Below are 18485 nucleotides of genomic sequence, written 5' to 3' on the forward strand. Positions count from 1 at the left end.
GCTGCCGGGCCAACTTCGTCCGGCAGGTCTCAACCAAACCGCCTCCAACCAGCGGGAACCAGAGCAGAATTGGCGCATTGATGTCGCATCCAAGACGCATACCTGGGCGTGACCTGGCGCGTTGTCAGGACAGACGATTTGGCGAAGCAGAGGGCAGGAGCCGATGGCGGTCAAGCGGGCACGGCTCGCCGAGCGGCGCAAGGATGCTGGCCACACCCAGGAGACGCTGGCCGACGCGTTGGGAGTCCACCGTTCGACGGTGGTGCGGTGGGAGCGCGGCCAGGGCGAGCCGCAACCGTGGATGTGGGTCAAGCTGGCCCGGCTGCTGAAGATCAGCACCGCCGAGCTGAGGGCGCTGTTCTCCACGCCGGATCAGCCGGCAGTTGCCACCCGGCCAGTGCCGCGACCACGAGCCGAAGATCCACCTGCCCTGACGGAGCCGCTCGGCCTCGGGGACGCTGGAACCGATCAGCTGGGCTCAGGCGCTGCGCCGCCGGGGGCTGGTGCGGTCGGCTCCTCCATGACCCTGATGGGCGATGAGGTCAGAGTCGGCTGCCGCACCTCGGACGGAAGGATCATCTTCGTGACCATGCCGCGCCGCGCCTTACTGCGCACCGCCACGGCCGCCGCCGGCACAGCGATGGTGTCCGCCTTCGCCGGCCCCACGGCCCAGCCGCTGCTGTCGCCCGACGTGCACCCGGTCGAGAACCTGCGCCAGCTGCGTAAGTCGCTGGTCGAGTGCGACAACGTGCTGGGGCCACGCGACGTCATCGCCAGCGTCCAGGACCATCTGCGCCTGATCCAGCAGCTGCGGCGTGATGCCGCCGGCCGTGACCGCCAGGGCCTGATGCAGGTCCAGGCCGAGTACGCCGAATTTTGCAGCTGGCTGCTCCAGGACAGTGGTGATCACCGGGCGGCGCAGTACTGGGCGGATCGGGCGCTCGACTGGTCCAACTCGGCCGGCGACCACGACTTGGCCGTCTACATCACGGCCCGCAAGGCCCAGCTGGCCGGCGACATGAAGGAGTCGCTCGACGCCATCGACCTGGCGGAGTCGGCCCAGCGGATTGCCCCACCGGGCAGTCGGCTGGTCGCCATGGCGCGGGTCTATGCCGCACACGGCCACGCGCTGGCGGGCGACGAGCTGGCCTGCCAACGGGCGTACGACGAGGCCCTGAAGATCGTGTCGAGCCCGAACGAAACGCCAGTGAGTCGGGGCCGCTGGTTGGACGCCGCCTACGTCGAAGCCCAGCGGGCGCGTTCCCTGGCCGTCCTTGGCCACTACCAGGCGGCGGCCAGTGGGTTCGACCAGGCCATCCGAGCACTGCCGGCTTCGTTCCGCCGGGACCGTGGCGTCTACCTGGCCCGGTCGGCGGGAGCCCAGCTGCGCGCCGTTGGTCCCGAGCAGGCCGCCTTGACTGGTGCTGAAGCCCTGTCAGTGGCCGTGGCCACCGGTTCCGGTCGGATCTTCGGTGAACTGGCTTCACTCGACCGCCAGTTGCAGCGCTGGGCAAACGTGGCCGAGGTGATGCAGTTCCGCCAGGCTCTCGACAGCGTCATGCTCCATGAAGTGTGATCTCCCCAAGACTTTTGACACCACACCCGCGAAGAACGGAGCCATGATGGCTGAGCGCCCCTTCGTCCTGCTGAGCGTTGCCACCTCGATCGACGGGTACATCGACGACACCTCGCCGCAGCGACTGCTGTTGTCGAACGCCGACGACTTCGACCGGGTGGACCAGGTGCGGGCCGAGTCGGACGCCATCCTCATCGGCGGCAACACCCTGCGAAGCGACAACCCGCGCCTGCTGGTCAACAGCGACGAGCGCCGGGCCGCTCGGGTCGCGGCCGGCAAGCCCGAGTACCCGCTGAAGGTCACGATTACGGCCAGCGGCGACCTCGACCGGGACCTCAAGTTCTGGCACTTCGGGGACAAGAAGGTCGTCTACACGACCGACGCCGGCGCGCTGAAGCTGCGCGACACTCTGGATGGCCTGGCCGACGTGGTCGCAACCGGCGACACGGTGGACTTTGGTGCCATGCTCGGAGACCTGGCGACCCGCGGCGTGAACCGCCTGATGGTCGAGGGCGGCGGCCAGATCCATACCCAGTTCCTCAGCCTCGGCCTGGCCGATGAGATCCACTTGGCCGTGGCCCCGCTGCTGGTCGGTGAGGCCGGCGCACCGCGATTCGTCTACCCGGCCGAGTTCCCCGGCGGCAGCACCCACCGGATGAAGCTGCTGGGGGCCGAGACGGTGGGCGACGTGGTGCTGCTGCGCTATGCGCCGAAGGCGGTCTCGGCCTGAGCAGTAGCGACCAAGCCGCCGTGACGGAAGCCGTCATCGTTCAGGCCGGTTACGACCCTGGCAGTGGATGACAGGACTGGGTTCGGACCACGGTCCTACGCCCAAAGGTGGGCCAGGTCGGCACTTTGGGCGGATATCGTCACCTTGCTGGGTGGTTCATGATGAATCGGCGATGTGACCCAGGAAGCCCACATTGTGGCCATGCACATCACCCTAGGACGGTCGGCTTCATCTGCGAGGTGGCAGTGGGCGCAGCCACCGGATATTTCAACATGCGTGCAGTACGGGCTGGGCTGGATAAGCCGGCGCAGCGGTACATGAATCTAGTGATCCTCGAGCCTTAGTTGTCCGAGTGATCTGCCGATGCCTATGGATTGGTCAGGATTTCCATTAAGGACAAGGAAAGGGGTTGACCGCCTACTTGAATGGTGAGATGTTATTCGAGCCATTTTGGGGTCGCGCCTTATCGAAGCCGTCCTCACTTGGCAAAATGTAGCGCAAGGGGTTTGCCTGTGAGGATCTCAAAGTGTCTATGGCGTCACGCGTGGACAATATGGGAGTCAGGAGATATTGCCACGTACCAGGATGTTACTGGATATGGCCTCCTTGGAGTCCGTCGACCACTATATAGATGGTTTCGCCGCTGCGCTCGTTGTTCAAGGCAGCAGAAAACCATAGCCCCTATGGGTAGCAGGTGCCAGCCGGTGGCGTAAGACTTGCCTATAGGGACCTTTGCCCCGAGTTTCATTTGCAACGTCATTTGTTGTGGAAGCTCGGGTTTTTAGGTATCTGTCGACCCGAGAGTTGGAAGTTCAGGGGCAGAAGGCTCCGCGTCTTCCTCGGCAAAGAAGACTCCGCCCCGCTCGCTTGAGTCGCTTAGTCGAGTCGAGATGTAGCCGTTATAGTGAGTTGCTACTGCTCGAAGTCGCCATGACTTCAAACCATTTTTTAGCGTGTACTCCTTTTCTCCATTCCCCCAAAAGTGTTCCTTGTAGGCGGTGACGGGCTCGTCGGGTGGCGGCCACTGCATGCGTACAGTCCGGTATTCCCCGGGCTGCAGAGTGAATGGGGGGAGGTCTATTGCCTCAATTGGCGGATCTAGGTAGAACGGCCTCAGCCGCCTGGAGAAAAGGTGTCGCCATTTGAGCTTGTTCTCTACAGTCCCCAGCCTAACCTTGCTAATCTTTTCTGGAGTTCTCCCCCTGTTGGCAACAATTACTCGAATTGTCTGCCCATCGTAGTCTGCTCGCATTTTGACCTTCGGCCCGGATGCGTAGTAGATGAAGATGGCGATTGCTGCTGCCGCCAAGCCGCCAAAGGCTCCAATGATCAGAGCCACATCTGTCCATACAGAGAGTGCCTCTGAAGGGGTATCCAAGACCTTGACCGGATATGGTGGACTTGGGATTGGGGTGGTGGGCTGAAGGATCGTCATGGCGTCAGAGGCTTCGGCACCTTGCAGCGGCAGGTCATATCGTCACCCATTACGCTTCCGCGAAGGCGGATTGTGCGGCAGAGTTTACCGGGCGGACATTTCCCCAAGCAAGCATTCGTGCCGTCCTTTGACCTGCATCGCTCTCGACGACGCAAAATGCGATGTACTACCCATTTGACTCTTTCGAGGCCGGATGCCGGGCGAAGTTCAAGGATGACGATCTCAAGTGTTTCTGTGCCATCTGCTTCGGTGGTGACGGCATACGCCATGAGGCGCGGGGTGTCACTCTTGTCGTTTGGGTAGGCTACAAGCTCTTTTTTCTCGGAATCGATATACCTTGCTTCAAGCCACCAGTCCGGGGAGAAGTCGTCAGGGGTGTCTTCCGGTGTGACCTCGTAGAAAGATTCACTTGCAAATGTAGAGAGCCTGGCGCGCGATAGGTCGCTCTCCTCGCCTGGCAGGAACCCATTGTCTGGTTCACTCTTATCAAGGTTGGATTCCAATTGACAGTCGAGGAGGCCCATCAAGTCAGACAGGGTCATAGAGCGCTTTCCTCCAATGACGTGCACAACATCATTGGGGTCTTGAAAGTTGTGTTTTCCCAGGATGTTCATCGTCGGCCTTTGCGCTCGGTGCAGTTGATCCCACGCTGCTCGCGCTCGCGCAGGTGCGCATCTCGGGAGCGCTGTCTGAGTGTCGAATTGGCAGCTCTTCCAGCCTGATCGGGAACGACGCTAGAGGCCGAGTAGCTGCAGCAGTGGCGCAGTCGGCACCCGCCAGGTCACCCCCACCCGCAGCACCGGTACCGGGAACTCGCCGCGCCTCGCCAGCTCGAATGCCCTCGTCCGCCCGATGCCCAGCGCTCGGCCGGCCGTGACCAGGTCCGTGATGACCGGCAGTCGCAGCAGCTCTTCTCGGGTCATGCCGCCCATGGCTTCACCTCGTCGTGGTGTGCTCTGGTTTGCGAGCGCATGATGCCCCAACTTGTAACAAATGAAACGCTCTGTCATGCGAGCGGATGAAGGCGTACCGTAGATGGCTCCAGTGCGGTCGAGAGAGGTGGTCCATGGAGTCCACGGCGGTGCCCCTGCGTGAGGTGCTGGCGGCCGGCCTGAAGGCCCTCCGGCAGGCTCGTGGTCTGCGCCAGGAGGAAGTGGCTGCTCGAATCCGGCAGCAGGGCCTCACCTCGTGGATTCGGGGCACCGTGGCTCAGGCCGAAGTCGGGGCGCGGCGATTTTCCGTCGAGGAACTGTTGCTGCTCGCTTTGGCCCTGGACGCCGCCCCGGCCGACTTCATCACTGGACCGGACGACCAGCTCATCGAGCTGGCTCCGGGTGCCCACCTGGCGGCTGCCGCCCTGCGGGCGCTGCTGTCGGGCGACCAGCAGGCCGCGCGCAGACTGACTCCACAGCCTGTGGACAAGCCGACTGTCATGGTGAGCTCTGCCGAGCTGCTGAAGGAAGCCCGGCGGTCGGGGCCGGCTGACCCAGCCCTGGTCGAGCGGGCTATCGCGGCCGTCAGCGATGCGGAGCGGCACGTGGCCCGTAAGGTCGGCACATCACCGGAGTGGGTCAACCTGGTGGCGCTGGCGCGCTGGGAGCGGACCTGGTCGGAAGAGCGCGACCGGCGGCTGGCTGGCCGGGTGGGCGAGGCCACGCCGCGTCAACTCCAGGCACTCAGGGGGCACATCACCCGGGAGCTGTTGACCGAACTGGAAGACGATCTCAAGGCGGGGGCGAGCCAGGGCTCAGCGGAGCCCGAAAGCAAGGCAAGGCATGAAAGGCACGACGTATAAGCGCTGCAAGTGCCCACCGCGCTACAACGAGGCGGGCAAGCGGCTGGCGTGCAGCAAGAAGCACGGCACCTGGTCCTACGTGGTCGATATCCCGCTGACGGACGTCGGCCGGAAGGAGCACGGTCGCCAGCAGCTGACCCGGGGCGGCTTCGCCACCCAGCGCGAGGCCACCGATGAACTCCACCAGGCCATTCGGCTGCTGGCCATCCCGGAGCTCGGCGACGATGCCGGTCGACTCGACATCCTGACCGCCGTCCGAGCGCACTACCGCCAGTTTCAGCAGCTGCCGGACTACGCCGAGACGAAGCGCCGGTTCGGCGCAGGGCTGTCGCTGTCGCTGCGGCAGACCGTCGGCGAATGGCTGGACGAGTGGCTGAGCGCTAAGCGCAAGCTGGCCGCCAATACCCGGCGCAGCTACGAGGGCCACATCGAGCGTCGGCTCAAGCCGTACCTGGGCGACCTCGATCTGGAGAAGCTTCGCCCCGGTCATATCCGCACCGCCTACGACGCCATCCTGGCGACCACGGCGGGCACCGCTCGGCCGGTTGGTCCGGCCACCCTGGCCCGCATCCACGCCACGCTCCGGGCGGCGCTGAACGACGCCAAGCGTCAACTCCGCATCGTGGACAACCCGGCCCTATTCGTGGAGATCGAAACCGCGCCGCGGCCGAAGCCCGTGCTGTGGACCGAGCACCGCGTTATCGCGTGGATGGCCACCGGTCGCCGGCCCCGGGTGGCGGTCTGGCGGCCGGAGCAGATCGGGGCGTTTCTCGTCCTGGTCGCCACCGACCGGCTCTATGCCTACTACCACCTGCTCGTCTTCCGCGGCCTGCGCCGGGGTGAGGGCATCGGCCTGCCGTGGGCTGATGTGGACCTGGACGCCGGAGCCCTGGCCGTGGAGTGGCAGATCATTCAGGTTGGCTGGGCCACGGCCGTCACCCGGCCCAAGGATGACAGTGGCGGCGTGGTGGCGCTCGACTCGGTGACGGTCGAGGTCCTCCGGGCGCACCGGGCTCGGCAGGCGGCTGAACGGCTGGCGCTGGGGCCGGCCTGGAGCGACACGGTCCACGTCTTCACCACCGAAGACGGCAAGCCGCTGCACCCGGACTATGTCAGCCGGCACTTCATCCGGATGGTCAAGCGGGCCAACACCCTGCGCGTCGGCGACCAAGGCCCGGCCGTGGCCGACGTGCAGCGGGCGCTTGGCTTCACTGAATCCGGCCGCTTTGGTGACGAGCTGCGCCGGGCAGTGCGCGACTTCCAGCGCGAGCGCGGGCTGGTGGCCAACGGCATCGTCGACCCGCACACCTGGTACTTGCTGACGCCGGACGAGCCGCTGCGGCCGTACCCGCACCCGGGCTACTTGCCGCCCATCCGGCTGCACGACCTGCGGCACAGCGCGGCCACGCTGGCGCTGGCCGCTGGAGGAGACATGAAGGTCATCTCGGCGATGCTGCGGCACTCGACCATCCAGATCACGGCCGACACCTACACGTCGGTGTTGCCGGAAGTTGCCCAGCAGAACGCCGAGGCGGCTGCGCAGCTGGTACCCCAACCGAAGCCCGCGCGGCCGGACGACGGCGTGGTTAGCCGTTCGCTAGCACCCAGGCCCAGAAACGCCAATGGGCGTCCTTCCCGAAGGAAGGACGCCCAGGTCAGGCGATTGCCTCGCTGTGCGCCGCCAGGGACTCGAACCCCGGACCCGCTGATTAAGAGTCAGCTGCTCTAACCAACTGAGCTAGCGGCGCCTGCTGACAGAGAAGACTCTAGCAGCGCCGTGCGTCCGGGCCAAAATCGAATACCGGCCGTCCCGCGTTCACCCGCCGGACACGACGGCCGCCCCGGCGGGCACCGGCGCGCCCGGCTCGCGCGCCGCCCGGACGCAGGCCCACAGCAGCACCGAGGCGCCGGGCAGCCAGGGCTCCCGCTCGTCCGGGGCGACGATCCACCGCCCGGCGCCCCGGCCTGGGGAGTCCGGGCTGTTCAGCATCCGCTGCAGCGGCGGCACGGTCACCGCGTCGCCCTTGCCGTGGCACAGCAGCGGCGGCACGTCCCGGGCCCACTCCTCCCAGGCCAGCAGCCGGCGCAGCCGGGGCGCCGCGCCCGGCTGGACGAACAGCAGGGTCCGGCCCCGGTGGCTCGCCACCGGCCCGCAGCCGGGCCCGGAGGCCCACAGTTCGTCCAGCACCCGGCGGCCGAACAGCGCCGGCATGCTGATCACGTCGAAGGCGCGCCCGCAGGGCAGCACCGAGGGCGCCCACGGGCGGGTCTCCCAGAGGGCGCGCATGCTGCGCGGGTACTCGCTGGCGGAGGCGAGCCAGGCCTCCCCGGCCGCGCTGACGTACTCCACCGACTGATAGGTCCAGATGTCCACGCACAGCAGCGTGCGCCGTGCGCGCCCCGGGAACGGTGGAAAGCGGTGTTCGCCGGACAGGGCGGCGGGGCATCGCGTACCCTCCGCCACTGGCATATGCCAACGGGCCGGCGGTCAGTCCTCGTGGCGGCGCGGTTCGAGCAGGGTGCGGCCGTACTCGATCATCTTGGCGGCGTAGTCCGGGGTCCAGTCCGCCCGTACGGCGATGTCGGCGTCCGAGAGCGCGTCGAACCGGCGCGGGTCGGCGAGCTGGGCGGCGGCGACGGCCTGGAAGTCGGTGGCCCGCTCGGCCGCCGCCCGGAAGGCCAGGGCCAGCTCGGTGGAGCGGCGCAGCAGCTCCGCCGGGTCCGCGATCGACTCCAGGTCGAAGAATCGTTCCGGCTCCGGTTCGGCGGACTGCGGCTCGAACAGCAGCTGCACCGGACGCCTGCGCCTGGTCGGCTCGGTCGACTCAGCAGGGGAGTCGGGCATGGACGGACACCTCCGGGGTCTCGATGGGGCGGGCAGAGCTGCACCGGGCTGCGCCGCCCGGGTTGTGGCCGTCGTCCATTGTCTCGCGGCGAAGGCCGGTAACGGAACGGTGCGCGTGCGGGCGCTATTCCCCGGCGTGCGCCCCGGGGCGCGCAACGGGCGCGGGGTGACCTGATCGCATGCGAATCGGTTGTCCGGGTGTTCCCGGCGTCCAGCCGTCCGGGCGTTCCGGTCGCCCACAACCCCACGGAGAACCCCATGCGCGTACGGAAGGGCCTCGCGGCCGGCCTCCTGCTGATCACCCCGGCCCTCGGACCGGCCACGGCGACTCCGGCCTTCGCCGCCGAGACGGCGCTGGTGGTGCAGGGCGAGCCGAGCCCGCCCGGCGGCCTGTCGCAGGCGACCTGCCCGAGCGGCACCCACCTGACCGGCGGCGGGTACCAGCTGCCGCCCGGGGCGCACGACACCGTCACCTACAACGGCCCGTCCGTCGACGCGAAGAGCTGGTACGCGCGGGCCGACCACACGGCCGTCAAGGCCTTCGCGGTCTGCGAGACCGAGGACTGACGCCTACCGGTCCCTACCGCAGGCGGACCCGGTGGCCGCTCAGGTGGTCCAGCACCTGATGGTTGGCCTCCCAGCCGTCCGGAAAGGCCACCGGGACCCCCAACTGCACCGGCTCGGTGGCCGGGTGCTCGTCCAGCAGCCCGGCGATCCCGGCCCGGGCCACCACGATGCAGGCGTGCCGGTGACGGGAGGCGAGCACACAGAGCCGGCCGGTCTCCAGGTGGAAGGCGGTCGCGTCCGGGCGGCCGGAGAGCGGGTGCAGCACCACGGTGACGTCGTACTCGCGGCCCTGCAGCCGGTTGGCGGTGTCCACCGTGACGGCCGGCCCGGCCGCGCCGTCCACCGGGACGCCCAGCTTCAGCAGGGCCGCGCGCACCGCCGCCGCCTGGTCGCGGTGGGCGGTGCCGACGGCGACCCGGTCCGCGGTGAGCGGCGTCCGGCCCTGCTCGGAGTGCGCCGTGAGCCCGCGGTCCAGCAGCCGGCGCACGGTGGCCGCGACCGCAGCCACCGCCTGCGGGTCGGTCCGCACGGTGTGCCGGGCGGGCAGCTCCAGCAGGGCCCAGCCGTGCTCGGCGGCCCGGTCGATCGCCGCGTCCAGCGCCGAGCCGTCGGGGCGGACGGCGGCGGTCAGGAGACGGTCGTCCGGACCGGTGCCGGAGCGGAACGGCGTGTACGGGTAGAACGCCCGGGAGATCAGTGGCGCCGCGCTGGCGGGCAGCCGCCAGGAGACCGGCAGCCGGTGCGGCTCGATCTGCGGGTTGTGCGCCAGCATGGTGACCACGGCGCTGCCGGACGGGTCGTACGACAGCCCGGCCCACTGCTCGGTGCCGACCACGGTGAACGGGTCCAGCTGGCCCGGGTCGCCGACGAACAGCGCCCGCTCGAACAGCCGGGCCACCGCGAGCAGGGCGTCCGAGCGCATCTGGTACGCCTCGTCGACGATCGCGTGCCGCCACGGCGCCTCGGCCCGCACCCACTGCCACTTGGCCGCGGTGGAGATCACCACGTCGTGTCCGGCCAGCTCGCCGACCTTGTCGGAGGGCGTCACATTGGCGTGCTTCAGCACCTCCGGGCCCGGCCTGGAGTCGGCGGCGTGCAGCCGGCCGATCGTCAGGCCCGGCGCCTTCTCGGCCAGTCGGCCGACCAGGTCGTCCACCTGGCCGTTGGTCTGGGCGACGATCATCAGCCGCTCGCCGGCCTCGACCAGCTCGCGGGCGGCCCGGACCACCAGCGTCGACTTCCCGGCGCCGGGCGGGGAGTCCACCACCACGCCGCGCGGGGCGCCGGCCGGCGGGCGGACCGTCGCCGCCAGGATCCCGGCCACGGCGGCGTCGGCGGCCGCGCCCGGGGCCTGCCGGGCGGCCGGCTCGGGGGTCGGCGCAGGGGTCGGCGCGGGCGACCGCTCGGGGGACTGCGCAGGGGTCGGCACAGGGGGCGGGGTGGCCATCACTCCCACTCCTCGGAGGTGGACGGGGCAGGTACGGGCGCGGCGCCGGGCGGGCCGCCGTGCGTCCACGGGGTGTCGTCCGGCTCGGGCAGCGGCGCGGACTGGCGGACCGTCAACTCGAACAGGGTGAAGGTGACCGCCTCGCCGGGCTCGGGCAGGCTGCCCGGCTCCGGCTCCTTCCGGCGGCCCATGCCGGACAGCACCCGCAGCGTGACGGTGCCCCCGGCCGGGTCGACCGCGACGATCTCGGCCTTCTGCGCCGACGGGCCGGCGCCGCCCTCCGGCCGCGGAGACCCCCAGACCCGGTGCGCCTCCCGGCCGAGGTCCGCGTGCGGACGGTCGGTGGTGCGCAGGGTGACCAGCGGGCGGGGCTTGGGGGAGCGGCCGGTGGTGTCCCAGTCCGGCACCACCTCGGTCACCACCCCGCTGAACGCCTCGCCGGCCAGCCGGTGCTCGGCCATCGCCAGCGGGTCGTCCAGCGCCTCCTGGACGTCCAGCCGGGCCTGCTCGCGCTCGCGCTGGGCGAGCTTGCGGGCGGCGGTGACGGCGTCGTCCTGCCGGGGCTGCGGGGGCTCACCGGCCGCCAGGCGGTCCCGGTGGCCGGTGAAGGACCAGCGGTCGCCGGTCCAGCGCTCCGCCAGGTGCCCGGCCGGCGGCAGGGCGCGCAGCAGGTCCAGGCCGTACCAGACGTCCCGCCAGGTCGGCAGCAGGACGGCCGTCAGCGCTTCCTCCAGCTGCCCGACCGCGGCCCGCACGGCCGCCCGGGCGCGCTCGGCGGCGGCCTCGTCGCCCTGCTCGGCGGCGTGCCGCAGGGCGCCCGCGGCGGAGTCGTAGCGGGTGATCGCCGGGGCGAGCACCGCCTCGTCGAAGCGGGGGTCGGTGGCCGGGCCGGCCGGCGGGTGCAGCAGCTGTCCGGCGTCGTCCCGGGCGGACTCGGCCAGCTCGGCCGCCTCGGCACCGGTCAGGCCGGGCGGCGGGCGGTGCCAGGCCAGCCGGGCCGCCAGGTGCTGGTCCTCCAGGTGGCTCTGACCGGTGGCCCAGTGCCGGGCCAGCAGGCTGGTCATCGGCAGCAGCAGGCTGGAGCCGGGCACCTGGGCGCGGTCGGTGAAGTGCGTCAGCCAGCGGCCGAGCAGCGGCACCCGGACCGGCGCCGGGTAGGGGCCCGGGTCCGCGTCCTCGGCGGTGCGGCGGAAACGGGTCGAGCGGCCGATCAGGGCGAGGTGCCGCACACCGGCGCCGTTCGGCACGATCAGCTGCGGGGCGTCCGCGCACAGCTCGCGGAACACCTGGGTCTTCTCGCCGGTCTCCGGGTCCTTCTCGGAGCCCTCGATCTGCTCCACGTCCTCGGCGAAGGACTCCAGGTAGGGCAGCAGGTCGGCGGCCAGCCCGGCCAGGAAGTCGGACCGCAGGGTGCGGTTGAGCGGCTGCGGCACCAGGTGCAGCCGGGGCGCCTCCCGGTCGGTGCCCAGCAGCACCGCCAGCGGCGCGCCGGACTCGCCGGCCGCGGTCAGCGGGACCAGCACCATCGGGCGGTCGGACAGGTGCCGGTGCCGGACGGTGGCCAGCGGCTCGGCCCGGCCGCTGCGGACGGCCTCCAGCCGGGCCAGGGTGGTCAGGAGGCTCATGCGCCCGCCCCCCGGCGCCCGGCCGGGGCGTGCGTCCGCGCGCGCCCCTCGACGATCCCCACGTCGCGCCCGGTCATGCCGTCGCTCCCGCTCATGCCGTCGCTCCCGCCGCCAGGGCTTCCGCGCGCAGGGCGGCCGCGTAGGCCAGGCGTTCGGCGGCGTCGTCGGCGCCGCCGTCGGTGTCGTCGTCGGTGCCGGCCAGGTCCTCGGCCTTGGTGCCGGCCGCGGCCAGCGCCTCGGCGACCGTCCGGATGCTGCCCAGCTCGCCGCGCACGCCCCGGCCGAGCTGCTCGACCCGGTCGTCGCGGCGGGCCCGGGCGCGGCAGTGGAAGCCGAGCTCGCAGGTGGAGAGGCAGTCCGGGCTGTACGCGGCGGGCACCGCCTCGACCGAGGCGGTCAGCTGCTCGGCCGTCCGGGCCGGCGCGCCCGCCTCGTCGCAGGCCAGGTCGAAGCCCGCGTCCGGGGGCAGCGCCTCCAGCAGCCGGCCGATGCCGGTCATCCGGCTCAGCTGGCGGCGGGTGGTGGCCAGTTCGCGGCGGACGTCGACGGCGACCGCCGTCGGCCGGTTGCCGAAGTCCTTCGGGCAGACCAGCAGCACGCTGGTCCGGGGGCTGCCCGGCAGCCGCTGCTCGGTGTACGGGTCGTCGCTCAGGGGCACCCCGGCCGCCGCGGCGGCGGCCCGCTGGAGCGCCAGCACGTACACGGCGGCCTGGCGGGCGGCGGCGCCGACCTTGGCCGGGTCCGCGCTGCCGTCGAGCACCGGGAAGGACTTGATCTCGACCACCGTGCACCGCCCGCCGTGCACCACGAGCGCGTCCGGCTCCAGGTAGGAGGTGCCGCCGGCCACGTCCAGCCGCAGCAGGGGGTGGTCCAGCAGCGTCCAGGCGTCCGGGTCGGCGGCGGCCCGGGCCAGCGCCTGGGCCGTCCGGTCGGCGCGGACGGCGGGGCCGGAGCGCTGCAGCAGGTCCGGCACCTCCAGCGGGGCGTGGCCGTCCGCCGGGACGCCGAGGTGGTGGCGGAGCGGCTCCAGCAGCGCGGCGTAGTCGTCCGCCTTCAGCCGGGACTCGAAGATCACGCCGCGGGCGATCGCGAAGGGGGACTGGCCGAAGGGGGCGGGGCGGCCGAGCCGGGCGGCCAGCGCCGACTTGTCGACCCCGGCCGCGTCGAGCACCGCGCGGCGGTGGCAGCCCGGATTGGCGGCCAGCGCGGCGAGGGAGCGGGCGTTCAGACTGCGCTGCGGGGCCGGTCCGCGCAGCTCGGCGAGCCGCTGGGCGAGCGGCTCAGCGGACCCGCCGGGCGGGACGTTCGTCGAGACGTTCATGGTGCGGCCCAGTGTCGCATCCGGGTCCGACAACCCGGTGCGGACGGGCCGCCGGAGGGCACGCGGGCGGTCGGATCCGGCCGTCGGCGCGTTGTCGGCGCGTCGTCGGCGGGGCGTCCGCCGATCGTTCGCGGGCGGGCCGCCGATCGGTCGCGGGCCGACCGGACGCCGTCCGCACCGGCCCGCGATCGTGTCCGCCGTCCGGGTGGGGGATCATGGAACCCGGTGCTCAAGGGTGAGACCGACCGTTGCCGCCGCCCCGTTGCGAGGAGCCCCCCATGCCCGCCCGAATCGTGCTGGTCCGCCACGGCGAGACCGAGTGGTCCGCCACCGGCCGTCACACCGGCCGCACCGACATCCCGCTGACCGAGGAGGGCCGCGCGATGGCCCGGGCCCTCGGCGCCCGCCTCGCCAAGGCCCCCTGGAACGGGATGCCGGACGCGCTCGTCTACACCAGCCCGCTCGGCCGCGCCAAGGAGACCTGCGCCCTGGCCGGCTTCGGCGACCGCGCGGTGGACCGGCCGGAGCTGATGGAGTGGGACTACGGCCGCTACGAGGGCCGCACCGGCGTGGACATCCGGGCCACCGACCACCCCGGCTGGCTGATCTGGCGGGACGGCGTGCCCGGTGGCGAGAAGCTCTCCGAGGTGGCCGCCCGGGTGGACGCCTTCCTCGCCGGCCTCAACCAGGAGCACGGCGTCCCGGAGCCGGACACCACCGTGATGCACTGCGCCGACCGGGACGTCGTCCTGTTCGCGCACGGCCACCTGCTGCGCATCCTGGCCGCCCGCTGGCTGGGCCTGCCGCCCGAGTACGCCCAGCGCTTCAAGCTCGGCACGGCGGCGCTGTGCGTGCTGTCCTGGGAGTACGGCGCCCCGGCCGTGGAGATCTGGAACGACCTCTCCCACCTGGAGGGGCTGACCGCCGGGCACTGACCGGCGCTGGTGGGCACCGACGGGCGGCCGCCCGCGTCCGGTCCGGCGGTGTCAGGCGGCCGCCACCCGGTCGTACGCGGTCAGGAACCGCCGCACCTCGGGCACCGCGACGTGCGGGCGCAGCCGCCCGGCGGTGTCCGCGAGCATGCTCCGGATCCGGGCCGAGCGGACGTCGCCGAACAGCGCGACGGCGGCGGAGCCGTGGTGGGCCGCGCCCGCCACGTCCCCCCGGCCGAGCCGGTCGTGGGCCAGTTCGGCGGTGTAGAGGACCCGGTTGCGGACGAAGTGCGGCTCCTGCAGCGTTATGGCCAGCCCGGCCTGCTCGCTGGCGCGGTCCCAGTCGCCGAGCGCGGACCAGCACTGCGACTGGAGGCCGGCGATCTCGGCCTCGCCGAAGAAGGACATCCACTCCGGGTCGGCCTCGGCGGGGCCGCGGTCGAACAGCCCGTACGCCCGGCCGAGCGCGCGTTCGCAGGAGGCGCGGTCCTGCAGCAGAGCCCAGGCGCCGGCCTCGCGCATGGCCAGCAGGGCGAGCAGCCGGTCGGAGCCCAGCTCCCGGGCGGCGACCTGTCCGGCCTGGGCGGCGCGCAGCGCCTCGCGGGGGCGGCCGGCGTCCCGGGCGAGGAAGGCGCTGTTGCAGAAGACGTGCGCCTCCAGGGCCGGGTCCGCGGCCATCCGGGCGGTGGCCAGCGCCTCGGAGTAGAACGAGCGGGCGTCCGCGAGCCGGTTCGAGTCGTGGGCCAACCAGCCGACCGAGATGGCGAGTTCACCTGCTCCGGCCTGCAGCCGGCGTTCCGTCTCGGCGCTGTACTCGCCCTCGTTGAGCAGGACGTACGCGGTGCGCAGCGACTGCCCCGCGAATTCGTACAGGGCGTCGGCGCCGTGCGCGTCGTCGGCCAACCGGATGTCCCGGACGGCCTGTTCGACCCCGAGCACCTCGGCGGCGCCGACCCGGCGCGGCGGCGGCACCGGCCCGGGCCGGCCGGGCACCGGGGGGTCGGCCGGAAGCAGCGACGGCACGGCGAACTCCGTACCGGGAAGGGCGCCTTGTCCGGTGAGCACACCGGAGGCGCCGTCGGCACCGGCCGGTCGACCGGCGGCCGCGGCCGACCGGTCGATGCCGATCACGGCGGCCAGCGCGGTGGTGCCGCCGGCCAGGAACGTACGGCGACGCACGTCGTCGTTCTCCTCGTCGAGATAGGGCGATCCATCGGGCCCCCGGGGCACCGCGCCGGGGCTCGGCCACGGGGGGCCGACCGGTGCGGCTGGATCCACGTACGGCGAGGCAGCGTACGGGAGTTGAGTGGAGAGTGGTGAGCGCGGGGCGGGCAGGGGCGGGAACGGCGGGTGGAGCGGGGACGGTTCGGCCCGCCCGGTGCCGACGTCCGCCGAGCGGCGGCGGACGTCGGTCCGGGAGGCGAAGCCGAGGTCGCTGAGCGTGCGGTCCGGCCACATGTGCCGGAAGACCCGCTCGTAGGCGTAGTTGGGGCAGCGGATCTCACCGGACTCGACCCGCCCGACGTAGCGGGCGTCGCAGGAGACGTGCTCGCCGATCTCACGGGCGGCCCGGCGCACCGCCATGGCGAACTCTCCGGGCGAACGGTCGCCGCGCAGCGCGCGCATCACGGTGTTGGGGGACGGTCGGTTCGGCTCGGCCGGTGGGGTGGCTGCCATGGCGCTGAGAGTACTCGGAGTTACCGAGTGGACACATGGGGTTCGCGGGAGATCTGCTGACAATACCGGGCAAAACGGGCGATGTTGCGGGATATCCGCCATGAAATGCCATGCCTTGCTGTAATGCGCCCCGTGGCCTGGGGTGCGTCCGCCGCGTTGTCCTGATACGTGGAAGCCCAGGCCGTCGCCCCGGTCCGTCCCCAGCCCGGTGGCCCCTCCGGGCGGCTGGGCTTCCGGATCCGACGAGGTACAGGAGGGCCCGTGATGGCCACCGGACTGCCGCAGTACCGACCCGTTGCCGGGGGCGTGCTCGCCGGCGCAGCCCCCGCCCTGCTGCCCGACCCCGCCGACGACCGGATCCCCGGCCGGGGACCGGTCGAGGGCGGACGCGCCCCCTGCGGCGGCCACCGGCGCGAGCGCGCCGTCCCCGAGGAGAGCACCCTCGTCACCGGCTGCGACACCGTGACGGTCGCCCTGCGGCACGGCCTGGAAGCCGTCGACATCCTGAGGCTGCGCCGCGCCTGCGGGGTCGTGCTGCAGAGCCGCAACGGCAGCACGGTCGCCTTCCTCGTCCCGGCCGGCACCTGGGAGACCTGGCACCTGCCCGGCAGTTCCTGTACGGCGGGCGCCCTCGTGCCCGCCGCCACCGACCCGCGCTGGGTGATCCCGCCCGCCGGCGCCGGCTGCACCGCGCGCCCCACCGACGCCTGGGTGCTCCGCTCCGCCCTCTGCGAGGCCGCCTGCACGCTCACCGCGGGCGGCCTCGGCCCGTTCTAGCCGACGCGCGCTCCCGCGGCGGGGGCGGCGACCGCGCGGGTGGCCGGTCCCGGCCCGACCGGGGGAGCGGCGGTTCCGGCCCGACCAGGGGTTCCCGGCCGGACCTGGCCCTGGCCCTGGCCCTGGCCCTGGCCCGACCAGGGGTTCCCGGCCCCGGCGGCGATAATGGCCGTCATGGGACGAAGCAGCAGCAAGGCCGCGCGCGGCGGCGAGACGGCGGCCGCCACCGGCGCGGGCGGGCGTACCCACGCCCAGGGCCCGCTCTCCCGTCCCGTCGGCTCCGGCCTGGCCGAACTCCGGCCCGACCGCGACCGCCCCGCCGCCTGGTCGCTGCTGATCGACGGCGCCCCGCAGTCCCTGGTCGACCTCGCCGACCCCACCCACCTCGGCTTCGAGTACCAGCGCCGGCTCGGCCACCTGATCGACCTGGTCGCCCCGCCCGGCCGCCCGCTGACCGTCCTGCACCTGGGCGGCGGCGCCCTCACCCTGGCCCGCTACGCCGCCGCCACCCGGCCGCGCTCCCGCCAGCAGGTCGCCGAGATCGACACCGCGCTCACCGAACTCGTCCGCGCCGAACTGCCGTTGGACCGGAGCTGGCAGATCAAGGTGCGCGGCGGGGACGCCCGCAGCGTGCTGGAGCGCACCCCCGAGGGCACCGTCGACCTGGTCATCACCGACGTCTTCTCCGGCGCCCGTACACCGGCCCACTGCACCACCGTCGAGTTCACCACCCTCGCCGCCCGGGCCCTCGCCCCCGGCGGCTGGTACGCCGCGAACATCGCCGACGGCGGGGCCCTGCCCTTCGCCCGCTCCCAGGTCGCCACCCTCGGCGCGGTGTTCCCCGAGCTCTGCCTCATCGCGGACCCCGCCGTGCTGCGCGGCAAGCGCTTCGGCAACCTCGTCCTGGCCGCCGCCCACACCCCGCTGCCGATCGCCGACCTCACCCGCCGCGCCGCCTCCGACCCCGCCCACGCCCGCGTCGAACACGGCCGCGCCCTCACCGACTTCGCCGCCGGGGCCGCCCCGGCCACGGACGCCACCGCCGCCCCGTCCCCGGAACCGCCCCCGGGCGTCTTCCGCTGACGGCTGCGCGCTCGCCGCCCGCCGGCGGACCGAAACCGTTGGCAGGCGACCGGACCGCCGCCGACAATGGCCCCGTCCGTGTCGTCGCCGACCGAAGGGGTTGCCCCGTGCAGATCAGACCGGCCAGACCGGACGAGGCCGCGCTGCTCACCGGCATCGCGCTGCGGTCCAAGGCGTACTGGGGGTACGACGAGGCCTTCATGGCCGCCTGCCGGGAGGAGCTGACCGTCGACGCCGCCGCGATCGAGGGGTCGTTCACGGCGGTGGCCGAGGAGGACGGCCGGGTGCTGGGGTTCGCCCTGCTGTCCGGCGGGCCGCCGAGCGGGTCGCTGGAGATGCTCTTCGTCGAGCCCGGGGCGATCGGCCGGGGCGTCGGCCGGGCCCTGTTCGGACACGTCCGCGAGCGGGCGACGGCGCTCGGGCTGCGTCGGCTCACCATCGACTCCGACCCGCACGCCGAGCCGTTCTACCGGGCCATGGGGGCGGTCCGGATCGGCAGCACCCCGTCCGCTTCGATCCCCGGGCGTGAACTCCCGCTGCTGGCGCTGGAACCGGTGTCCGGGGCTTAGGGCGGCGCCCCTACCCGCCGCCTCGCACCGCCCGTACCCCGGCGCCGCGCGCTGATCCGCCGCGCGTCGTCGGACACGCTCTCGGACCTGCTGCCCGTGCGTTGGG

At 72.2% G+C, this 18485-nt stretch carries 17 protein-coding genes, 1 tRNA gene and 1 pseudogene; 9 read left to right on the plus strand and 10 right to left on the minus strand.

Translation table 11 applies throughout. From position 1 onward, the window contains the following. The first annotated feature begins 163 nt into the window (after positions 1–163). Together ACYP53_RS14040 and ACYP53_RS14045 are read left to right on the plus strand one after the other, a co-directional pair. The gene (locus ACYP53_RS14040; protein ID WP_459647569.1) at positions 164–1576 is read left to right on the plus strand and encodes a helix-turn-helix transcriptional regulator; all 1413 of its coding nucleotides are present in this window, start codon (positions 164–166) and stop codon (positions 1574–1576) included. Beyond that, on the plus strand, positions 1566–2306 hold the full coding sequence (locus tag ACYP53_RS14045) for a RibD family protein (RefSeq protein ID WP_459647570.1): 741 nt from the start codon (positions 1566–1568) through the stop codon (positions 2304–2306). Before ACYP53_RS14040 ends, ACYP53_RS14045 begins: the two co-directional genes overlap by 11 nt. 781 nt (positions 2307–3087) lie before the next feature. On the opposite strand, the gene ACYP53_RS14050 is transcribed toward ACYP53_RS14045, so the two are convergent. From ACYP53_RS14050 to ACYP53_RS14060, 3 genes are all read right to left on the minus strand, one after another. Then, positions 3088–3741 carry a hypothetical protein gene (locus ACYP53_RS14050; protein ID WP_459647571.1) on the minus strand — a complete coding sequence of 218 codons (654 nt, stop codon included), beginning with the start codon at positions 3739–3741 and terminating at the stop codon, positions 3088–3090. After that, a complete protein-coding gene (locus ACYP53_RS14055; RefSeq protein WP_459647572.1) occupies positions 3738–4355 on the minus strand; it encodes a hypothetical protein in 618 nt (205 codons plus the stop codon). The genes ACYP53_RS14050 and ACYP53_RS14055 overlap by 4 nt, the downstream gene beginning before the upstream one ends. 120 nt (positions 4356–4475) lie before the next feature. Next, positions 4476–4664 (minus strand): hypothetical protein, encoded by a 189-nt coding sequence (locus ACYP53_RS14060; RefSeq protein WP_459647980.1) that lies wholly within the window; start codon positions 4662–4664, stop codon positions 4476–4478. 143 nt (positions 4665–4807) lie between these two features. Here ACYP53_RS14060 and ACYP53_RS14065 point away from each other — a divergent pair, with 143 nt between their 5' ends. Further along, entirely contained in the window at positions 4808–5536 is a 729-nt protein-coding gene (locus ACYP53_RS14065) for a hypothetical protein (RefSeq protein WP_459647573.1), read from the plus strand. After that, positions 5517–6797: pseudogene (locus ACYP53_RS14070) on the plus strand (tyrosine-type recombinase/integrase); the annotation flags it as partial. The gene ACYP53_RS14065 and the pseudogene ACYP53_RS14070, both read left to right, overlap by 20 nt. 413 nt (positions 6798–7210) lie before the next feature. On the opposite strand, the gene ACYP53_RS14075 reads toward ACYP53_RS14070, so the two are convergent. The 3 genes from ACYP53_RS14075 to ACYP53_RS14085 form a co-directional block, all read right to left on the minus strand. Further along, positions 7211–7284, minus strand: a tRNA-Lys gene (locus tag ACYP53_RS14075). Between the two features lie 68 nt (positions 7285–7352). Then, positions 7353–7910 (minus strand): bifunctional DNA primase/polymerase, encoded by a 558-nt coding sequence (locus ACYP53_RS14080; protein ID WP_373313795.1) that lies wholly within the window; start codon positions 7908–7910, stop codon positions 7353–7355. 114 nt (positions 7911–8024) lie between these two features. After that, positions 8025–8381, minus strand: a complete 357-nt coding sequence (locus tag ACYP53_RS14085; protein ID WP_189919401.1) for a hypothetical protein — start codon at positions 8379–8381, stop codon at positions 8025–8027. A gap of 258 nt (positions 8382–8639) precedes the next feature. On the opposite strand from ACYP53_RS14085, the gene ACYP53_RS14090 reads away from it, so the two are divergent. Beyond that, complete coding sequence (locus ACYP53_RS14090; protein WP_189919403.1) at positions 8640–8948, plus strand: hypothetical protein; 309 nt, start codon at positions 8640–8642, stop codon at positions 8946–8948. A 13-nt stretch (positions 8949–8961) separates the two neighbouring features. Here the strand turns inward: ACYP53_RS14090 and ACYP53_RS14095 are convergent, their stop codons facing one another. The 3 genes from ACYP53_RS14095 to ACYP53_RS14105 all read right to left on the minus strand — a co-directional run bounded on the left by ACYP53_RS14095 (position 8962) and on the right by ACYP53_RS14105 (position 13341). Further along, positions 8962–10395: an AAA family ATPase gene (locus ACYP53_RS14095; RefSeq protein ID WP_459647574.1), complete on the minus strand. Its 1434-nt coding sequence runs from the start codon at positions 10393–10395 to the stop codon at positions 8962–8964. Beyond that, positions 10395–12020, minus strand: a complete 1626-nt coding sequence (locus ACYP53_RS14100) for a hypothetical protein (RefSeq protein ID WP_459647575.1) — start codon at positions 12018–12020, stop codon at positions 10395–10397. The genes ACYP53_RS14095 and ACYP53_RS14100 overlap by 1 nt, the downstream gene beginning before the upstream one ends. Before the next feature lie 91 nt (positions 12021–12111). Next, positions 12112–13341, minus strand: coding sequence for a hypothetical protein (locus ACYP53_RS14105; RefSeq protein ID WP_459647576.1), 1230 nt, complete (start codon positions 13339–13341; stop codon positions 12112–12114). 278 nt (positions 13342–13619) lie between these two features. On the opposite strand from ACYP53_RS14105, the gene ACYP53_RS14110 reads away from it, so the two are divergent. Next, positions 13620–14276 carry a histidine phosphatase family protein gene (locus ACYP53_RS14110; protein ID WP_189919410.1) on the plus strand — a complete coding sequence of 219 codons (657 nt, stop codon included), beginning with the start codon at positions 13620–13622 and terminating at the stop codon, positions 14274–14276. A 51-nt stretch (positions 14277–14327) separates the two neighbouring features. Here ACYP53_RS14110 and ACYP53_RS14115 read toward each other — a convergent pair whose 3' ends face one another. Further along, entirely contained in the window at positions 14328–15950 is a 1623-nt protein-coding gene (locus ACYP53_RS14115) for a tetratricopeptide repeat protein (RefSeq protein WP_189919412.1), read from the minus strand. Between the two features lie 264 nt (positions 15951–16214). On the opposite strand from ACYP53_RS14115, the gene ACYP53_RS14120 reads away from it, so the two are divergent. The 3 genes from ACYP53_RS14120 to ACYP53_RS14130 all read left to right on the plus strand — a co-directional run bounded on the left by ACYP53_RS14120 (position 16215) and on the right by ACYP53_RS14130 (position 18379). Further along, positions 16215–16727 carry a hypothetical protein gene (locus ACYP53_RS14120; RefSeq protein ID WP_229928815.1) on the plus strand — a complete coding sequence of 171 codons (513 nt, stop codon included), beginning with the start codon at positions 16215–16217 and terminating at the stop codon, positions 16725–16727. Positions 16728–16901: 174 nt separating this feature from the next. Then, positions 16902–17810, plus strand: coding sequence for a spermidine synthase (locus ACYP53_RS14125; protein WP_459647577.1), 909 nt, complete (start codon positions 16902–16904; stop codon positions 17808–17810). A 107-nt stretch (positions 17811–17917) separates the two neighbouring features. Then, positions 17918–18379 (plus strand): GNAT family N-acetyltransferase, encoded by a 462-nt coding sequence (locus ACYP53_RS14130; protein ID WP_459647578.1) that lies wholly within the window; start codon positions 17918–17920, stop codon positions 18377–18379. The last annotated feature ends 106 nt before the right edge of the window (positions 18380–18485 follow it).

The organism is Kitasatospora sp. Ki12 (genome assembly GCF_054601375.1).

What these genes read in the sequence shown, in the direction of transcription:
- ACYP53_RS14120 (WP_229928815.1), top strand. Translation starts at nt 16,215, where the DNA reads ATGGCCACCGGACTGCCGCAGTACCGACCCGTTGCCGGGGGCGTGCTC.
- ACYP53_RS14055 (WP_459647572.1), bottom strand. Translation starts at nt 4,355, where the DNA reads ATGAACATCCTGGGAAAACACAACTTTCAAGACCCCAATGATGTTGTG.
- ACYP53_RS14100 (WP_459647575.1), bottom strand. Translation starts at nt 12,020, where the DNA reads ATGAGCCTCCTGACCACCCTGGCCCGGCTGGAGGCCGTCCGCAGCGGC.
- ACYP53_RS14115 (WP_189919412.1), bottom strand. Translation starts at nt 15,950, where the DNA reads ATGGCAGCCACCCCACCGGCCGAGCCGAACCGACCGTCCCCCAACACC.
- ACYP53_RS14110 (WP_189919410.1), top strand. Translation starts at nt 13,620, where the DNA reads ATGCCCGCCCGAATCGTGCTGGTCCGCCACGGCGAGACCGAGTGGTCC.
- ACYP53_RS14085 (WP_189919401.1), bottom strand. Translation starts at nt 8,381, where the DNA reads ATGCCCGACTCCCCTGCTGAGTCGACCGAGCCGACCAGGCGCAGGCGT.
- ACYP53_RS14050 (WP_459647571.1), bottom strand. Translation starts at nt 3,741, where the DNA reads ATGACGATCCTTCAGCCCACCACCCCAATCCCAAGTCCACCATATCCG.
- ACYP53_RS14040 (WP_459647569.1), top strand. Translation starts at nt 164, where the DNA reads ATGGCGGTCAAGCGGGCACGGCTCGCCGAGCGGCGCAAGGATGCTGGC.
- ACYP53_RS14065 (WP_459647573.1), top strand. Translation starts at nt 4,808, where the DNA reads ATGGAGTCCACGGCGGTGCCCCTGCGTGAGGTGCTGGCGGCCGGCCTG.
- ACYP53_RS14095 (WP_459647574.1), bottom strand. Translation starts at nt 10,395, where the DNA reads ATGGCCACCCCGCCCCCTGTGCCGACCCCTGCGCAGTCCCCCGAGCGG.
- ACYP53_RS14060 (WP_459647980.1), bottom strand. Translation starts at nt 4,664, where the DNA reads ATGACCCGAGAAGAGCTGCTGCGACTGCCGGTCATCACGGACCTGGTC.
- ACYP53_RS14090 (WP_189919403.1), top strand. Translation starts at nt 8,640, where the DNA reads ATGCGCGTACGGAAGGGCCTCGCGGCCGGCCTCCTGCTGATCACCCCG.
- ACYP53_RS14045 (WP_459647570.1), top strand. Translation starts at nt 1,566, where the DNA reads ATGAAGTGTGATCTCCCCAAGACTTTTGACACCACACCCGCGAAGAAC.
- ACYP53_RS14125 (WP_459647577.1), top strand. Translation starts at nt 16,902, where the DNA reads ATGGGACGAAGCAGCAGCAAGGCCGCGCGCGGCGGCGAGACGGCGGCC.
- ACYP53_RS14105 (WP_459647576.1), bottom strand. Translation starts at nt 13,341, where the DNA reads ATGAACGTCTCGACGAACGTCCCGCCCGGCGGGTCCGCTGAGCCGCTC.